Here is an 18,150-nt window from a genome sequence, read left to right as displayed (position 1 = left end):
ATCCCGCTTTTTTATTCCTTAGCGTAATTCCTCCATGCCTTCTCAAAACGTATAAATCAATACGCCCAATACCCGATGGTTGGTTATCGAATGTGTGTCATGAATCCGTCCGCCATCTTGCAAATCCACATGGCCATACCATGCGATGGAAGGGCTATATTCAACACCTAATTTCCAGTGCGGAAGATTATACGAAAGCTGCAGGTTGGTCGTAAATACCTGATCTACGTCCAGACCTACGCCATAGGTTTTGCCTACCAGTGCCTCATTCGCTCCCAAGTTCTTCAAATAGCCTAAGAACAAACCCGGTTTCCATTTCTTTCCGTACACGATATTCAACCAAGAAGTAGAGAAAAGATACGGTGAATATTCCTGTTCGCCGGTACGTGGGTCGATAGAGGTGACGCCGTAACCACCCAACATACAAGTCTGCGTCAAGTTAGAAGCCAGCAATGTTTTCGCCATCACCAACCAATTCGCGTCCTGATATTTCACGTGCGCCTCGCCGGATACGGAAGAAACCCGCTCGCTGACTTTATAAATCTTGCCATCCACCTCGTTCTGCGTTCTCGGCACTAACGACAAGATTTCCATACCGGCTCCTACCTGCCAACCGGGTTTCTTATAATCCACCCCGAGATAGACTTCCGGCACGCAACTATTCTTGATATATTCCTCGCTCTTTCCGTTCGGTCCGGCCGATAGATATTGCAACTGCCATAGAACCGACCCGGTCAATTGCCACCCATTGTCCGTATAACGATAACGAATTTGCGGGCTGCGGTTAAAGGGCTGGAACGGGGCGCCGGTAGAAAGATTCAACATCTGTGGAAAGACCTCGCCAAATAGCGGATGCCATGTCTGTCCGATCAAGACAGCGGACTTGCCCCAATCCAGATTCACATAGGCATGACGGATACGGAGCACCGCCCAATTGCTACCCGAACCCCGGAAATCGGCCTCCAGTTTCAAGGAAGTCTTGGCCGAACCAACCTTCGGTCCTTGTACATCGATTCCCAAACGGGAGTAAAGCAGGTAAAAACTACCGTTCGGACTAGCGTTCAAGTCCTTGCCATCCGCATCCAACGCCACGTCCTTCGGATATAGGTGGAACAAACCATCCACGATCTCGGCGTTCGCACGGGAATTATAGAACAAGTCTCCACGTACCTGTCCGTAAAATTTGTAAGAGAAGTTTTTCTTTTGCGCCTGTACGCATACCGCCATACATAGGCCGATCAAAAGAAGCAAGTTGCGTTTCATTTCCATTCCGGTCAATCTATCTTTAAAAATAATACATCATCAAACCTAATATACGATGATTCGTTATCGCATGTGTTTGCTCGATACGTCCGCTCTCTAAGTCGGTCGTGCCATAATAAGCTGTCGCCGGACAATACTCGAAACCGAACTTCCAATGCGGTAAATTATACGATACGTTTAAGCTGACGGTTATTAATTGATCGATATCCAATCCCATACCATACACCTTATCCGCTGAGACCAAGGACTTCCCGGTTCCCAAATTCTTCGTATATCCGACGAAAACTCCCGGTCTCCATTTCGTTCCGTAGGCGAAATTCACCCATGTCGTAGAATGGCGAAAAGGCGTATATCCCTGCTCGCCCGTACGGGAGTCCACCGAGCTCACCCCGTAACCGCCCAATAAAGCGGTATGATCCAAGGCTGAGGCCATCAAGGTTTTCGCCGCAAAGGTATAGTTTCTTCCGCTATACTTCAAATGTGCCTCGTAAGAGAATGCGGTCATTCGCTCGTTCACCTTAAAAGTTTGCTCCTTCCATTCCGTGGAAGTACGGGGTTTCAAGGAGATCATATGAGCGCCGAGCCCCATCAACCAACCATCCGCAGGGGTAAAATCCGCCCCCACGAACATCTCCGGAATGCAGCTATTCTTAATATAATCCTCGCTCATGCCTTTCGGTCCGCTGGAAAGGTATTGTAATTGCCACAACACGGAAGCCGTCAATTGTACCCGGCTATTCGCCTTATACTGGTAACGGATCTGAGGGCTACGGTTGAAAGGCTGGAACGGCGCTCCGGTGGAAAGATTCAAGACATCCGGCATCACGGCGCCAAACAAGGGATGCCACGTGATCCCTACTAATACCGCCGATTTTCCCCAATCCAAGTTTACGTATGCCTGCCGGATACGTAACATCGTATTACTACCGGAAAAACCGCCAAAGTCCGTCTCTATCTTAGCGGAGGAACGAGCCTTGCCGATATCAGGACCCGTCACGTCCAAGCCCAAGCGGGAAGTGAACGTATAGAAACTGCCATTCGGCGTGGCGTTCAAATCCTTGCCATCCGCATCAAAACTCTTATCCAAAGGATAGAGATAAAAGTTCCCATCGATCGGAGCCATATTAGTCCGGGAATTGTAGAAAAGATCTCCACGGACGAAGCCGTAGAATTTGTAAGTGAAGTTTTTTCTTTGCGCTGTCGTAGAAAATAAGGCTAGCATCCCCACGAGCAACAGGGTAATCCGTCTCATTATAATTCAGTTTGTTATTTTTCTTACCTTATAAGCCGCGAATGTATATATTTTTATGGATTCAATTTGAAGAAACGAAATATTATTTGTTCCTTTGCTTCCAAGTTGTAAGCCTTAAAGGTCAAATTAGATTAATATTGTAAACACCAGATAAAGAAAATGAGTACTAAAAAGTTTTTGCTAGAAGAAAAAGATATACCTACGGCATGGTATAATATCGTAGCGGATATGAAGAACAAACCGCTGCCGATCTTAAATCCACAAACTAAACAGCCCTTAAAGGAGGAAGATTTATATCCTCTATTCTCGAAAGGCGTCTCTCATCAAGAAATGAACACGACAGACACATGGATCGAGATCCCCGATGAAGTACGCGAGCTTTATAAGGTATGGCGACCGACTCCGTTGGTTCGTGCCACTGGATTGGAAAAAGCGCTGGATACGCCCGCTCATATCTATTTCAAGAACGAGAGTGTAAGCCCGATCGGTTCACATAAGTTGAATTCGGCCTTGGCTCAGGCTTATTATTGTAAACAAGAGGGTACGACAAATATCACGACCGAGACAGGCGCCGGACAATGGGGTGCCGCTCTTTCTTATGCGGCAAAAGCTTTCGGCTTGGAACTTGCCGTTTATATGGTAAAGGTTAGTTACCACCAGAAGCCCTACCGTCGTTCGATCATGCAGACTTTCGGAGCGCAAGTTATCGCCTCCCCGAGTATGAGTACGAAAGCCGGACGCAAGATCTTGACAGACCATCCTAATTATCAAGGTAGCCTAGGTACCGCTATCTCCGAGGCGGTAGAGTTGGCCATGCAGACACCGAACTGTAAATATACATTAGGTAGCGTATTAAACCACGTTATGCTGCATCAGACCGTTATCGGACTGGAAGCTGAGAAACAAATGGAAATGGCTGGCGAGTACCCTGATGTCGTTATCGGTTGTTTCGGGGGTGGTTCCAACTTCTCCGGTATCACATTCCCATTCCTGCGCCATAAACTAACGGAAGGTAAGGATATCCGGGTTATAGCAGCGGAACCGGCATCTTGCCCGAAACTTACAAGAGGGCAATTCCAATATGACTTCGGAGATGAGGCTGGCTATACCCCGCTAATCCCGATGTTTACGTTGGGACATAATTTCTCTCCAGCGAATATCCATGCGGGAGGTTTGCGTTATCATGGCGCCGGCTCCATCGTCAGCCAGTTGATGAAAGACGAATTGATGAGCGCCGTGGATATCAAGCAATTGGACACCTTCAAGGCCGCTACCTTATTCGCGCAAGCGGAAGGAATCATACCGGCCCCGGAATCATCCCACGCTATCGCCGCGGCTATCCATGAGGCAGAGCAAGCCAAGATCGAAGGTAAACCTCGTACGATCTTGTTCAACTTATCGGGCCACGGCTTGATCGATATGGCCGCTTACGACCAATATCTATCCGGTGATCTAACAAACTATGAGGTAACGGATGAGGAAGTAGCTAACAATTTGAAAGATTTGGAGAAAATCATCTGATAAAAACAAGAAAAGGGGCGATACCAAATCGCCCCTTTCCCTTATTTGTCTATGAAAGTCTTAATTTAAAGTATGTATTATGAGAAAATTTCTTCGTAATTAGTACTCGGGATAATCATGTTCTGGACATTTAAGCTAAAGTTTTTCTTCTTCTTATCCCACATACCGTAATTTGTCTTTATCTCTCCACTTCGATCATCATATTGATAAGTGATCTGATAGAATGGAACCCATTCGTCGTTTGTCCGATCCCAACGAAACGCTTTCTTCTCGGAAACCTTGCCGTTCTCGTTGTACTGGAACTCATATCTTACCTGTTTGTTCAACAGTCCGTTTTCCTGTAAGAATACCACTTTAGAGATAATCTTACCATTCTCCTCTTTTGTATCATATAGATAATCTTTAGGAGACGCTGCGCTTATCGCTAAACTACACATGAAAGTAAAAACTAGCGCAAGAATACTTTTACCCCAAACTGATGTCTTCATACTATTTTAATTTATAAGGTTACTATCATTTTGTACCGCGAAGTAAGGAAGTTTCCCGACAATCACCAAAAGCAAAGTGACAAATCGTTAGCAATATCACAATATTTAACACATTCAAGACCTTCATTCCCTTCGATTCCCCTATGTTTACTGACATATTGTAAACCAAATCGTAAGTTCCCCCGATTTTTAAATATCTATTATTTACCACCAGCCGGATGTAACTTTCAAAAGAAAACTTTAGACACCGCTTTTTTAATAAATTAAAAATCTATTGATTAATAAATATATTCTTACCTTTGCGAAGGCAGAATGCAAATTGATTTCTTGACATGCGACAAATAATGAAACTATTTATCACATCCTTTCTTTTTATCCTATTCTCAGGATGTACAAAGGATGTATATGATCCTTCCGATAAAATTCCGGGAGAAGGTACTAATCCATTCTCAAAGGTAACAATTTCCTCTAATTTCGATTGGTCGATGATACAAATATCCCACCTTACCGTACAATCTTTCGACCCCTATGATGGCACCTATAATTATCTGGTAGAAGTATTTGATAAAAGTCCGGAAGATCAAGATGCGAATCTTCTCGCTACCGGGGTTTGCTCAAAGAAAACGCTTTTCGATAAGAAAATTATCTATCCAAAGGGAGAGTCGGATCAAGTTTACATACAATTGACGACCCCTACCGGATATCAAGTTACCGCTCCTGTCACCTTAACACCGGGTAATGATAATGTCTGTGCTTTCGATTCGTTAGCCGTATCGCAGGAAACAACCGCTACTCCGGTTAGCCGTACCCCGACCCGAAGCGTGTCTTCCACCTATACATTTATAATAGAAGACTCTTTCCCTAATTATGGAGATTATGATTTTAATGATGCCGTGATAAAAGTCCAGATGAAAACTTCCATGAAAGACGATTATGTACAATTCGCCAATATAAAACTGACTTTCCGTGCATTAGGTGGAACTAAGCGGGCCGGAGCTTTCATCCATCTCCCCTGCATAAAGTCCAAAGACATCCAAAAAGCCGAGTTAAATGGCTGGACCACGACTCCAGAATCGGAAACCGAGACTCCGGTTTATGCCCTATCGGATGATATACATGGATTATTCTCTTTTCATGAAATGATTAATACAGATAATGACCTTCCATATAGGGGAAAGCAAGAACGTTTGATCACCTTTTCGTTCGCAGCCGGTGCCTTAAAAGATTTGACCATTGATGACATCGATCTTTTCACGACCGTATTAAAGCGGGAAGGAGAGGTCTTACGCACGGAAATCCACCAACGTAATTATAGCTATACCCCCAAAGGGGTCAGATACCGTTATTACTCAAATGATAATTGCATATGGGCCTTAATGATACCGGATGATTTCAAATACCCTGTGGAACATGCTTTTATTGGTGATGCCTATCCGGATCTATTGAAATGGGTAAGTGGAGATAGCAAACATGTACAATGGTATAAAAGTAAGAATACGGTTGATAAGTGGATTTATACCCGAGAACAATAACAACCTAAAATCCTCCGTAAAATGAAAACGACCGCCATCTTATTTCTTGCCTATCTGGCTTTATGCGTTCAGTGCTCAGTGCCGGAAAACAAGAGCACGAAAAAAGAGATTAGTACTCAGCCGATAAAGGTGGGTGTATTCGATGGGCATGGAGGAGCACAGACCTGTATTTGGGAAACTGTCGCCGCTATCCGGCTGGACCCGGAAATGGAGGTATGTACCATTACTACAGCAGATATAGCTAATAATGTGCTCGATTCGATCGACGCTATTATTATCCCGGGAGGAAGTGGCAAAAGTCAGTACTTAAACCTAGGGACCTTAAATCAACAACGTATCAAGGACTTCATCGCTAAAGGTAAAGGGGCTGTCGGAATCTGTGCCGGAGCCTATCTATTCTCGAATACTCCCGATTACACCTGTATACAGCTAAATGGACAGCAAGCGATCGACATCGAGCATGACAACCGAGGGCATGGATTAGCGAAATTCACCTTATGCAAGGAGGGTAAGAAGATATTCCCCGAATTAGCCGACCGCGATACGAGTTTCGTCATTTACTATGAGGGACCGGTATTTATAAACAATCCGGCTGATACGATCCAAAGCAACACGCTTGCCATCATGGAAAGCGATGTGCATGAGGAAGGAAACGCCCCGGCTAATATGACAAACGGTAAACCATTCTTCGTAGCCAATAACTACGGGAAAGGGCGTGTTTTTAGTTCCATCGCCCACCCCGAAGGTACTCCCGGCATGATGTGGATGATCCCCCGGATGGTACGTTGGACCTTGAATAAGCCTTTTATCCCTTATCAATCCTCCGCCGTACGTCCAGACCTGTTCAATCATGAATCATTAATGGCTACCGATGATTTAAAGCAGGAAGAAAAAGCCTTTCAAATCCTTTTAAGCGGAGAAAGCGAGCAAAAGGTTGCCGCCTTGGATTGGCTGGAAGCACATCATTCATGGGACGCCAAACGATGGGTACAAGGATTGCTTTATGACGCTTCACCCGCCGTCCGTATCCGGGCAGCCCGATATATAGCGGATACCCATTACTTACCTTTCTTACCCAATTTACAGGCGGCCTACCGGACAGAAACCGATAAGGCGACCCAAGAAGAGTTAAAGACGCAGCTGGAGAAACTAACAGCCCTACTTCCTTAGGCTAGGGAGATTTAAACTCTCCCTAGATATTCATCTACCGTATAGTTTAAGAAACGATTGAATGGTAATAACAATTTAAAGTCATCCACCGCCTTATCCATCCAATCCGTAGCGTAAAAGAAATTATCCGGCTTATAAGACACCACGCTGAAATCCTTATGCTTCATGATATAACCATAAGGGGAATCCATTGGATAGCCGGCAGGCATGCGTTTCAGCATCTCCCCCTCTAACACCGGGAATGTTTTCTTAAATGTAGGTTCCTCGATAATAGCCGTAAATTCCTCGATATGATCGTATATATCCTGACGAAGTTTCTTTAATAGCGCAGGTGGCGGGCACCATACACCTCCGGAAAGCAAGCAACCTCCCGGCTCCAGATGGATATAATAACCACTCCGTTCGCTGGCACGACCACCTTGGGAGATGTAAGCGGCGAAATGACATTTATAAGGAGTCTTATCCGGAGAGAAACGGATATCCCGGTATATCCGGAACAAACAATCTTTCGCCTCCAACCCGGCTACCTCGGGATCGAATAAGGAGATACGACCTATTAAATCTTGTACCTCATCGATAAACCCCTTACGTAGCCCATCGTAACGATTTTTATTGTCTTGGAACCATTCCCGATTGTTATGGCTCCTCAACTCTGTCAAGAACTCTATGATCTGTTCATTCATAACTTTCTATTTTTAATCCTTACAAATGTAAGAAATATTAGAAACTGTAACCCAGATTCAGATAAAATTGCAGGTTATTATTCCGGTTCGACAATCCGAAGTTCGTATTCATCGGACCGAACATACTATTATAGGCATAACCGATGCTGCCTCCCCATACACTTTCTCCCTTGAGCAGGTCGAAGAAATTATCCTCATGGATCGCATAGTTGGCTATCAATGAGATATAGTGCCGCTGCCCGATACGCTGACGTAAGTTCAAACGGACGATCGCCACGGAATTATCGAATATCTCCATCCGATTGATCCCCGCGAACGGTAACTGCTGGGGAAGGTACCTTTCCGGCATATCGCCTCCCACCACATTCAAAAAGGGATAAGCCGGATCTTTCCCGATCAACACACGCCCATCGATAGACGGCAACAGACTCAAATGGGAAGTCAGCGGCAATACTGAAAGGAAACTGAGTTTCAAAGCGGAGAAGAAGGTATGTCCCTTATAAGTCACGAAGTTATCCGTATAAATGGAATAATCCGCTTGCAGAGAAACGCCTTTACTCGGGAAGTAACGGCGGTCCAAGGTTTCCAGATGGGCCTGAGCGAAGTAACTGATAAAGCCTTCCGGTTTTACTTGATACTTTTGGTTTTCCGCCGTATAAAGGAATGAGTTATAATCAAAATACTCATAACGGGCTCCTAGCTTCAACTTGAAATTCAGCCAGTTCATGTCCGAATACCCGAGTTCCACGAAATGATGGCGATACGTCGTATTCACGATTTTATCCCCCCGGTTATAGACGTCGAGATCATGGTACGTGAACATGTAAGACAGGTTGATGTTACGCAAGGGATTACGCTCTATCGCATAGTCCACTCGCCCATACATACGTTTCCCGATCCTTCCCGTTACGGAGAACTTCGAATGGTAACGAGCCCGATTGTCAAAAGTAGCATTCAGCAACAGGGCGACGATATCCTCACTATTAAAATTCAAGCCCACATTAATCGCGCTATTTGATTTTTCCTGTACCGTAAGCACCAAATCCTCCTGCCTCTCACCGACCAATTTATAGCTCACATTCGAGTAAAGATTTGTACCGATCACGATAGACATGGCTTCCTGCAATTTCTTCACGGTAAGCAAGCTATTCTCTTTCAAGCCGCTGATTTGCGTCAACCATTTCTCATCACGAGGATCTATACCTTCAAACAAGACACGCCGGATATGAAACGTATCGGTAGGGGCTACCGGATAGGAATGTACTAATCTGTTTCGGTGCATATCCGAACTATCGGATAAACCAATCTTCTTCTTTAAGGCAAGAATCTCATCCCATTGCTTGCGGGCGACTTGCTCACCCCGGTCAATCAAGGTATCCAGGGCCGTCTCCCCAAAACTAGCGGAATTATAAGGGTCTGTATTCGGGCGGAACAACAGATCGGTCTGTTCCTTATTCGGTCCGTATTTCTCATAACCATGCAAGGCGATGATCTGCCCTACGATATCCCAAGGGGTATTTATCCGCTCCAACTGTTTCAAGTCGCTAGTACCCAGATCTACGCCAATAATGATATCCGCCCCCATATCCCGTGCGACATCCGCCGGATAGTTATTCTTGATCCCACCATCTACCAACACCATGCTATCCAAACGTACCGGCGCGAACACGGCAGGAATCGCCATACTGGCACGCATTGCCAACGGAAGACTTCCACGATGGAAAACATATTCTTGCCCGTCCACCACATTCAACGCCACACAAGCGAAAGGTATATTCAATTGATTAAAATCTACGGAATCATGATAACCGATCGTTAAATCAGAGAAAAGGTTCTGGAGATTTTGACCTTTTATCATCCCTTGGATCGTTATCTCTTTTTTACTCCGGCCAAAAGGAAGGGAAAAGACATATCGCTCGGAATTCTCTTTCTCCGGAAAAGTAAGGTTACTACGTTTCACACGGTCACTTAGCAACATGCTCCAATCCTGCCAACGTACCATGCTATCGATCTCAGCGGCAGTATAGCCAACGGAATACAAGCCACCAACGATGGCTCCCATACTGGTTCCGGCAATATAATCAATCGGGATGCCGGCCTCCTCCAATACCTTCAACACCCCGATATGAGCGACACCTTTCGCCCCACCGCCTCCCAGCACCAAGCCAACCTTTTTCCGCTCAGCCATCACAGAAGGCACCAACATCAACCCAACCAACCACAATAAAAGGAACTTCCTCATCTAGATATTCTTTCCGGCAAATGTAGCTGGTTTACTCGAAAACGCAAACGGATTCATCTAGAATAAAACGTATGTTTACCTATATATAAAGTTTATCGCTATCTCATCTATTCTATAAACCATGCCGTGAACTGTATAAACCAAGGCGTGGTCTGCACATTCCACGGCGTGGTTTATACAGTTCACGGCGCTGATTTAAGAATAAATACTTATTCGCTATGGAATGTATAGGTTATCGGAGAACTATTTCAACAGGAGAGGAACATTTTATTTCCGGAACATAAGTGGGCAATCGATAGTATTTGATACGGCCTCCCTAAAATTAATAGGTATTTCTCGCTCAAATCGATTTACGTATTATGAATCAAGTATGTACGTGTTTATCAAAAAATAATATAGCCATCAACTTACTTTTTTCCAGCAAGGTAGCAGCCGGAGCAATATATTACTTTTTCTTTTTCAGCAGCATGACCACAGGATTCGACTCTTCATCCAAGTTTGCGGCGATCTCCTTCAACTTTCCTTTTAGCTGGCCTTTCTCGTAAGCCTCAACTAAGTCCGGGGCATCTAGAGTTTGGCAGATAGCTATTTCGGGGTTTCTTGGCTCTGATGTTAGAGAGACTTCTTCCTTATTGATGAAATCATCATTGTATAGAATATAGCTGAATAAGGCATTTTCTTGTTTATCATACACCAGATCTTCACCAAGGAAACCTTTAAACGTCGTAAAGTCAACCTCTTTTCTCATGGTTCTCATGAAACAGTAGCGATCGGTGATGACGGTTGGAAAAAGAAATACTTTAGTATCCATGGAGGATATGGAAGGGCTTCTTACGATAAAAGGACTCAGATTACCATCCGGCAAGTAATGGAATATGGTATCAGACGATGTATTGACAAGTATCCATTTATCCCGATCCGGAAACGTAAGATAAAATTCCGGCGTAATGATAAACTCCCCTTCTGTTACAACCGGAGTCTCAGTCCCCTTAGAGGGAATTTGGATCTCATGAATGATACGGCCATCTTGCTTGGAAATAATCAAATGACACTCCCGCTTGCCTTTTTCCGATGGATAACTCTTATAGCAAATCAAATGATCACGATCATAATTAAATATATAATTATAATAACTGGTATCCGTGAACTTAAAACTCCTTTTATAGTTTCCTAATAAGTCATAGACACCTATTTTTCTCGCTGGATTATCCTTGACGAATATCTCATCGTTATCCTCATCCAAGACAAGCCCTGTAAGCTGCGTGTATTCCTCACCGCTTTGCCCTAAACGGTTTATCTTCCTTAGTCCCTTTCCGTTTCTATCGAAAACAAGAATATCCCCATCACTGCCCCGATTCGTCACCAGCATGATATCCTTTCCGATCGCTTTCACGGCACCTTTAGTTATAAAATCATCCGTGGTTTCCAACGCGATGTATTCCACGTCCATGAGGTCTTGAAGTATCAGTTCCTTTTCCGGATAATCGGCCATGACATCAACCCTTATAAGGTTATCGACAGAGGAAGCGGACCGATTGCCACATCCCATACATCCGACTAAAGCGAGTAGCATAGCCACTGCGTTCGTAGTTAATTTTCTCATTTTTTATGATGTTTAAAGTCTTTCGTTCGATGTCATTTCTTGCTCTTTAGCGTTTTCTCCCGGTCCATCATTCGTATCATCTCTTTTACCTCATCGGATGTCTCCGGCAGTTGTTGGATCAGAGATTGGAGTTCATTTATAGAAAGCTGGCTTTTCCGGTTATCTGGAGCCAGCATGGTTTGCTCCGTGATACCCCGTTTGGACATATCCGAATTTAATGACTCCAAGAAAGGCCGGGTAAAAGTCAAGTTACTCAGATCCGACTCGTTTTTCAACAGTTCCTTTGCGTAAGTCACTTGAGCGAATACACCTCTCTGTAGCTCCTCCGCATTCTTGAATCCGGAGATATCCGGATGGCTATATAGGTTCGCGATCTCACGAAGCAATTCTACACGAGTACCCTTCACCTTCCACGCCCGATAAAGCAGACGGGCCGCCTCCTCTATCTTACCCGAGCTTCTGGCGCTCATAGCACGAATCTCCATGACCATCTCCGATTCCTCCGGCAATTGATTGATCAGGTTACGCAAATCCACGATAGAGATCTTGCTCTTTTTCCCATCCGGATCTATCATAGTCTCCTCTGCCACATTACGGAAAAACATATCCTCATAGAAGGATTGCAGAAGCGCCCGGCTAAACACCATCGTCCTCTCGTCCGCTTTTTTCTTTAAGCTCTCATTCATATAAAGTACCAAGATAAAAAGACCTCGCTGACGATCCTCTTCACTCTGGAATTTAGACACGTCAATCTCACTATACATATGCGAGATCGCCGCCAGGAAATCCAGTCGTTCCGGATTCTTCTTCCATGCCTCATAGTAGAGACGGGACGCTTCCTTGTATCTCCCGTCCTTTTGGTAAGTCTCCGCACGGAAGGCCAATAATTGATTTACCAAGAAACGATTGGGTTCCAACCCCTTTTCCGCCCGGTCAAATAAGTCGTAAGCCCGCTTCCGGTCATACGTCTTACCCAAGGCGGAACCCAATAAGAGGCATACCTCGACCGAGGTCGTATCCTGCTCATATGCCATATCCAAGATATCTACCGAAGGCATATACAGACCGGCATAATACTTCGAGGCTCCCCCATATTTCAAGGTAAGGTAAGTAGAATCACCATCAGCCAACAAACCAGAGTAAATGGAATCAGCCTGAGCGAATTGTTTTGCCATATACAAACCCAAAGCTTTACTGCGTAATAACTGGCGATTCCCCGGATTGTAGATCAAGGCGGTATCGCAAATCGCTACCCCTTCTAATATATAGTCCGGACTACCGACACCCATACGATATAATGTATTTACCAAAGCACCCGCCAGTCCCGCATTCTCCCGGTTCAAGTTATACGCTTGAAAATAGGCGATCGTCGCGGACGGGTATTGCTCCAGCCGGGAATAACAATCGCCGATCGCACGGTATAAGGCCGTATTGTCCTCATTCCGGGCTTGTAGTTTCTCATACGTATCAACCGCCCTCTCATATTCGCCCAACTGGAAATACAACCGGGCCAATTGATAATTAGCATAGAAGTTTAGGCTATCGGCCGCTAATACCTTGTGGAAATACCGCTCAGCGTCTTTCGCCTTGCCCAAGTTCGTAGCCGTTCGGGCCAACGTATTTAAAATATCCAGATTAGTCGTGTCCATGGAGAGGCAAAGACGATAATAGTCGTAGGCTTGCCGGTAACGAAGCATCCCCTCGTAGGCTTGCCCGATAGCATTCATCACCTCATAATCGGAAGAATCAGCCGGGGTAAGGCTATCGGCACGGGCGATCACAGCCGCATATTGCTTACGGTTCACCAAGTCTTGCCAATTAAACTCTTGAGCATTCCCGGGAAAAATAAGGCAACAAAGTAACAGAACTGTAACTAAATTACATTTCGCATTCATATCTGTATATTTTTAAGATTACTGATTAAGCGACTAACATAGCCTCTATTCTTATTTCACTGTAACCGGAAAGTAATAGGCACCGTATATAAGACACGGACCGCCTTTCCGTCCTGACGACCGGGAGTCCACCGGGGCATCATTCCGATGACTCTCAAAGCTTCCGCATCCAAGGAGGGATCTATCCCCCGTATGATTTTAGGTTCCACGATATTTCCTTTCTTATCTACCACAAACGAACAGATCACACGACCTTGCACTCCCGCTTCCTGCGCATCCGTCGGATACTTTATGCTTTGAGCGATAAACTTTAATAATTCATGATCCCCTCCGGGATATTGCGGCATCACGTCCACTACCGTCAAAGTCTCTTCCTTCGTTTCTACTACCGGACTTTTCAAACGGAACGTAATCGGTACCGTATATTTCACGGCGACCGCCTTTCCACGTTGCATTCCCGGATTCCAGCGAGGCATAGTGTTTATTACCCTTACGGCCTCCTCATTCAATAAAGGAGTCACTCCCCGAAGCACCTCCGGATTATTGACGGAACCATCACGCCCGACGATAAACGAGCAGATTACACGCCCTTGCTCCCCGTTATCCTGACTCTCTTTCGGATACTTTATATTCGTGGCTATGTATTTCAACAACTCCGCATCCCCACCCGGAAAACTAGGCATCTTCTCTACCACGGTAAATACTTGCTCGTTCATCTCACGGGATTTGGAAGATAAGGACAAATGGGTATTATTTGTCATATCAGCAGCCAAGACCTCTTGGGACTCCCTTCCTTGATAGCTGCATCGCAAAATCGCATTCGCAGGAACCTCCAAAGAGAAAGCCCCTTTCCTATCCGTGATAGTCCCCTCTTTACCGCCCTTCACCACAACTGATGCCCCGATCAAAGGCTGCCCGGTCTCATCAACCAGAATGCCCGTAGCCGTCACCATAGCGTTCGAGACCGTAGCCTCATTCGCCAGACGGACAGTCAAACGGGCTACCGCCTCGATATTACTTAACAGCATCAAGATCCCTACCAATGGAATAAATATCAGATATTTCGTACGTACGATACCCGGGCTCCGCTTCTTGTTCATCATCATAATCCGGTTCTTCAGATGCAGCACATTGAAACTATTATACAAAGTAGTAACGGACTGATGATGAGCCAATCCCAATAAATGGTATTGATAGCTCTTACTATCGTAACCGGACTGGATCACCGTGTTATCCGCCAGATACTCCAGATTATGCCTAACCTCACGCTTCAATAACCATACAAAAGGATTGAACCAGCAAGCCATACACATCATCTCGCTCAAGATCACGTCAATCGAGTGCCATTGGGATACGTGCGTACATTCATGTGTCAATATCTCATCCGTTTCCTTATCCGAATGACTCTCCGGATGCAAGAAGACCATACGGAAAAAGGAGAATGGCCCGGCGGCCTTCCGCAACGCATAAACCGGAGTTTTATGAATAACAACACGCTCACTGGTATGAGCCAACCATAAGATACTGCTTAATTGCACGAGAAAACGTCCGCATAAGAACGCTACGATCCCCCAATAAATAAACCCCAAAGATCCCAGCAACCATCCATACCAATCCACGGACGCCGCGGCATCCGCTTTCGCCGTCGCCTCAGGCAACATAGCGGAATACATATAAATCACGTCCGCTATAGGCTCTTGTTGCCTTACCCAATCTTGGATGTTCAGCAAAGGATAAAACAGAGCCAAGCCAAAGAACGCCAGCAAGATCGCACGACGTAGCTTGAAGAACGTGTCCTTATAGAAGAACAACCGGTAGAAGGCGTAAAAGAGTACAAAGGCTACATTTACCTTCAATAAGTAGGCAAATTCCGGTGTCATGGTATGTGGGATTTAGGTTATTCTTTTCCTTTCTCAATCAAATCGATGATATCCTTTAGATCATCCGTAGAGATTTTCTGATCTTTCGCAAAGAAAGAAACCATTTCTTTATACGAGTTAGCGAAATAATTCGTTACCACGCCGCCAAGGAACGTACGTTTATATTCCGTTTCCTCTATCAAGGGACGGTATTCATACGTATTTCCATAACGTTTCGCCTTCACGTACTTCTTTCGCTCCAGATTCTTGATCACGGAAGCGAGCGTCGTATAAGGAGGTTTCGGGTCCTCGTATTTGGCCAGCACATCTTTCACAAAACAAGGACCGATCCGCCAAATCCAGCGCATCGCCTCTTCTTCCTGCATCGTTAGCTTCTCCATAAATCTTATCCTTTTATTTAATGTATATCCACAAAGCTACGAAATAGTCGTAAACAGCATGCGGAAGGCACGTTAATTAACATTAAATAAGAATCACAAGACCTGCAATCGTGAATTATTGCAACTTAAATGTGATCGGCACCGTATATTTCACGGCTACCGGCTCGCCTTTTTGGGTGCCCGGTGTCCAACGAGGCATCATTTGCAAGACCCGAACCGCCTCTTGGTCTAATGCCGGGGAGATTCCTCTAAGGACCTTGTAATTCGTAAGCGTTCCATCCTTCGTTACCACAAACGAACAAATCACACGGCCTTGCTCCCCTTTCTCTTGGCTCTCTTGTGGATACTTTATATTCTTGGCTATAAATTTCAAAAGCTCCGCATCACCGCCGGGAAACTTCGGCATCACCTCTACCACCCTAAATACCTGCTCTCCATTTTCCAGCGTATCTTCGTCCTCCGCTTCCACCTGTACTTGCTCTTGTTTTTCTGCCTTTGTTACATCTGTCGGAACACTTTCTTCTTTTTGTTCCGAAGACTGTCCGCATCCTACGCACATCGCCAAAGCGAACAGGATGATCATTGTGTTCATAATCGCCTTTTTCATTTTCAATCCGTTTTAATGTTATTTATACCGTTATTACACATACTTACCAACCTCTAAGCATATCCGGATATTACGTTGGTTTCGCAAATATACGAAATACTCGTAATATAAATATAAACAATACGTTAATTAACACTAATAGCCATCAAAGGCATAGAAAAGATAAAAGAACACGATTATTTACCGAACAGTTAAAATACACAATATGCCCACTTTGCACGTAAATATTAGTATATGGCTGATATCTAATCAGTTATACATACACGCCTATTACCGATCCAATTACTATCTATAATAAATCAGATTACTATCAATAGTAAATCAGATTTTCTATAGATAGTAACCATGAATACTATAGCTTCTATCGCTAGATTATTACAAGAAGTACAACCGAGCGATACATATCGAAGTCAGATAAGCGAATAAAACACAAAAACCGGATTGCCCTCCTCTCCTTTTAAGTCCAACTCCTGCGGAATCGTGATCGAGCGAAGCGATTTATATAAGTTTAGCTCATACGGGGTCACTACTTGTACCAGCTCATCTTTTATGACCCTCCCCCAGACCGGGAAATTCCGATAACTTCTCGTACCCTGCATGCCATGTTGAAGGTTCGCATCCGCCAGTTCATAGATAGAACCCGGCATCACACATTTTTCCACAAGTGTCTTTCCCGTCTTTTTATCTACAGAGGCTATATAATAGCCTTGGTTATACAATAAACGGAAATAATAATGTCCCGGAAACTCAATCATATCTTGCACAAAGATATCCTTGGGGTCCTTTTTTTCAATTCGCAAATTACTCATGTCCGTAACATCCAACGAACGAATCACTTCCGCATCCGAGTTTTTCAGATCAAGGACACAAGCCGCACTTATTCGATCCGCCGAGATACAGAAGACCGTATCATTACTACCGGTCTTAAACAACACAGAGTTTTGCGCATCAGAATAAGCGGGGGCGATACTTGTCGTGAACCCGCTCTTCTCATGGGGTAATAAAAAGGAATAAAAATCATTCTTGATCGCTATCGTATCCCCTTTCCTCGAAAATAGGCCTAATCCGAATCCTCCTCCGTTGAAAGGCTGAAAAGGGAATGATATGGCGGCGAAACGATCCTTTCCGATATGACGCATATAGATTACCGAATACTCATGGGTGGATTGTCCGATAAATTCACCTTCCAACGTATATTCCCAAACTCGATTATTACTAAATAAAAAAAGGCGGTCATTACGTTCGTCCACTTGGATACATGGCAGAATACCGCTAAATTCACCCGGCCCCTGCCCTTCTTTTACCAACGTCCGGATAAAACGCCCTTGCCGATCGAACAGGACGATACGGGGCTCTTTTACGGGAAGCACATAGATATATCGATCTGTCACGGCATAATCATAAACTCCGTCTATCAACGAGGCATCATCCGTGGTCACCTCTAAAGGGACAAAAGTAACCCCCTTGATCTCATCGCCTAATCCCAATAGCCCCGGTTTATCCATCCCCCCTCTTATATCCGCGGTTAAAAGAGAGGACGCTTCCGTTGGCGAAGAACCGCATGACACGAAACAAGAAACGACAAAAACACTATTTAAATAAAACAAGATAGAGGCTAACTTTACACTTTTCAT

14 protein-coding genes are annotated in these 18,150 nt (G+C 44.7%); 3 read left to right on the top strand and 11 right to left on the bottom strand.

All coding sequences use genetic code 11. The features are described 5' to 3' along the window. Window positions 1–42: 42 nt before the first annotated feature. Both BHV83_RS06370 and BHV83_RS06365 read right to left on the bottom strand, forming a co-directional pair. Window positions 43–1,263 carry a DcaP family trimeric outer membrane transporter gene (locus tag BHV83_RS06370; protein WP_057326164.1) on the bottom strand — a complete coding sequence of 407 codons (1,221 nt, stop codon included), beginning with the start codon at window positions 1,261–1,263 and terminating at the stop codon, window positions 43–45. A gap of 22 nt (window positions 1,264–1,285) precedes the next feature. Next, window positions 1,286–2,515: a DcaP family trimeric outer membrane transporter gene (locus BHV83_RS06365; protein WP_286756930.1), complete on the bottom strand. Its 1,230-nt coding sequence runs from the start codon at window positions 2,513–2,515 to the stop codon at window positions 1,286–1,288. A gap of 159 nt (window positions 2,516–2,674) precedes the next feature. Between BHV83_RS06365 and BHV83_RS06360 the strand changes: the two genes are divergently transcribed. Continuing rightward, the gene (locus tag BHV83_RS06360) at window positions 2,675–4,036 is read left to right on the top strand and encodes a TrpB-like pyridoxal phosphate-dependent enzyme (RefSeq protein WP_057328439.1); all 1,362 of its coding nucleotides are present in this window, start codon (window positions 2,675–2,677) and stop codon (window positions 4,034–4,036) included. Between the two features lie 77 nt (window positions 4,037–4,113). On the opposite strand, the gene BHV83_RS06355 is transcribed toward BHV83_RS06360, so the two are convergent. After that, window positions 4,114–4,524, bottom strand: a complete 411-nt coding sequence (locus BHV83_RS06355; protein WP_005863376.1) for a DUF3836 domain-containing protein — start codon at window positions 4,522–4,524, stop codon at window positions 4,114–4,116. A gap of 485 nt (window positions 4,525–5,009) precedes the next feature. Here BHV83_RS06355 and BHV83_RS06350 point away from each other — a divergent pair, with 485 nt between their 5' ends. Both BHV83_RS06350 and BHV83_RS06345 read left to right on the top strand, forming a co-directional pair. Continuing rightward, on the top strand, window positions 5,010–6,056 hold the full coding sequence (locus tag BHV83_RS06350) for an LruC domain-containing protein (protein WP_258990074.1): 1,047 nt from the start codon (window positions 5,010–5,012) through the stop codon (window positions 6,054–6,056). 21 nt (window positions 6,057–6,077) lie between these two features. Continuing rightward, the gene (locus BHV83_RS06345) at window positions 6,078–7,226 is read left to right on the top strand and encodes a BPL-N domain-containing protein (protein WP_087344831.1); all 1,149 of its coding nucleotides are present in this window, start codon (window positions 6,078–6,080) and stop codon (window positions 7,224–7,226) included. Between the two features lie 11 nt (window positions 7,227–7,237). Here BHV83_RS06345 and BHV83_RS06340 read toward each other — a convergent pair whose 3' ends face one another. The 8 genes from BHV83_RS06340 to BHV83_RS06305 all read right to left on the bottom strand — a co-directional run bounded on the left by BHV83_RS06340 (window position 7,238) and on the right by BHV83_RS06305 (window position 18,150). Beyond that, entirely contained in the window at window positions 7,238–7,909 is a 672-nt protein-coding gene (locus tag BHV83_RS06340; RefSeq protein WP_087344732.1) for a DUF2461 domain-containing protein, read from the bottom strand. A 37-nt stretch (window positions 7,910–7,946) separates the two neighbouring features. Continuing rightward, complete coding sequence (locus BHV83_RS06335) at window positions 7,947–10,151, bottom strand: patatin-like phospholipase family protein (protein ID WP_122380720.1); 2,205 nt, start codon at window positions 10,149–10,151, stop codon at window positions 7,947–7,949. A gap of 445 nt (window positions 10,152–10,596) precedes the next feature. Beyond that, on the bottom strand, window positions 10,597–11,754 hold the full coding sequence (locus BHV83_RS06330) for a DUF4934 domain-containing protein (protein ID WP_057326100.1): 1,158 nt from the start codon (window positions 11,752–11,754) through the stop codon (window positions 10,597–10,599). Window positions 11,755–11,786: 32 nt separating this feature from the next. Beyond that, complete coding sequence (locus BHV83_RS06325) at window positions 11,787–13,649, bottom strand: tetratricopeptide repeat protein (RefSeq protein ID WP_272056653.1); 1,863 nt, start codon at window positions 13,647–13,649, stop codon at window positions 11,787–11,789. A gap of 56 nt (window positions 13,650–13,705) precedes the next feature. Beyond that, window positions 13,706–15,529 carry a TonB family protein gene (locus BHV83_RS06320; protein WP_272056652.1) on the bottom strand — a complete coding sequence of 608 codons (1,824 nt, stop codon included), beginning with the start codon at window positions 15,527–15,529 and terminating at the stop codon, window positions 13,706–13,708. Window positions 15,530–15,546: 17 nt separating this feature from the next. Beyond that, entirely contained in the window at window positions 15,547–15,909 is a 363-nt protein-coding gene (locus BHV83_RS06315) for a BlaI/MecI/CopY family transcriptional regulator (RefSeq protein WP_005859967.1), read from the bottom strand. 115 nt (window positions 15,910–16,024) lie between these two features. Continuing rightward, a complete protein-coding gene (locus tag BHV83_RS06310) occupies window positions 16,025–16,516 on the bottom strand; it encodes an energy transducer TonB (RefSeq protein WP_286756916.1) in 492 nt (163 codons plus the stop codon). Window positions 16,517–16,926: 410 nt separating this feature from the next. Next, window positions 16,927–18,150 carry a DUF4934 domain-containing protein gene (locus BHV83_RS06305; protein ID WP_286756915.1) on the bottom strand — a complete coding sequence of 408 codons (1,224 nt, stop codon included), beginning with the start codon at window positions 18,148–18,150 and terminating at the stop codon, window positions 16,927–16,929.

Source organism: Parabacteroides sp. merdae-related_45_40 (genome assembly GCF_001915675.1).
The sequence above is the reverse complement of the archived record's forward strand: the minus strand, read 5'-3'. Positions and strand labels throughout refer to the sequence as shown.

Coding starts and splice junctions, on each gene's coding strand:
- BHV83_RS06370 (WP_057326164.1), bottom strand. CDS start 1,263: ATGAAACGCAACTTGCTTCTTTTGATCGGCCTATGTATGGCGGTATGC.
- BHV83_RS06365 (WP_286756930.1), bottom strand. CDS start 2,515: ATGAGACGGATTACCCTGTTGCTCGTGGGGATGCTAGCCTTATTTTCT.
- BHV83_RS06360 (WP_057328439.1), top strand. CDS start 2,675: ATGAGTACTAAAAAGTTTTTGCTAGAAGAAAAAGATATACCTACGGCA.
- BHV83_RS06355 (WP_005863376.1), bottom strand. CDS start 4,524: ATGAAGACATCAGTTTGGGGTAAAAGTATTCTTGCGCTAGTTTTTACT.
- BHV83_RS06350 (WP_258990074.1), top strand. CDS start 5,010: ATGATACAAATATCCCACCTTACCGTACAATCTTTCGACCCCTATGAT.
- BHV83_RS06345 (WP_087344831.1), top strand. CDS start 6,078: ATGAAAACGACCGCCATCTTATTTCTTGCCTATCTGGCTTTATGCGTT.
- BHV83_RS06340 (WP_087344732.1), bottom strand. CDS start 7,909: ATGAATGAACAGATCATAGAGTTCTTGACAGAGTTGAGGAGCCATAAC.
- BHV83_RS06335 (WP_122380720.1), bottom strand. CDS start 10,151: ATGAGGAAGTTCCTTTTATTGTGGTTGGTTGGGTTGATGTTGGTGCCT.
- BHV83_RS06330 (WP_057326100.1), bottom strand. CDS start 11,754: ATGAGAAAATTAACTACGAACGCAGTGGCTATGCTACTCGCTTTAGTC.
- BHV83_RS06325 (WP_272056653.1), bottom strand. CDS start 13,649: ATGAATGCGAAATGTAATTTAGTTACAGTTCTGTTACTTTGTTGCCTT.
- BHV83_RS06320 (WP_272056652.1), bottom strand. CDS start 15,529: ATGACACCGGAATTTGCCTACTTATTGAAGGTAAATGTAGCCTTTGTA.
- BHV83_RS06315 (WP_005859967.1), bottom strand. CDS start 15,909: ATGGAGAAGCTAACGATGCAGGAAGAAGAGGCGATGCGCTGGATTTGG.
- BHV83_RS06310 (WP_286756916.1), bottom strand. CDS start 16,516: ATGAAAAAGGCGATTATGAACACAATGATCATCCTGTTCGCTTTGGCG.
- BHV83_RS06305 (WP_286756915.1), bottom strand. CDS start 18,150: ATGAAAAGTGTAAAGTTAGCCTCTATCTTGTTTTATTTAAATAGTGTT.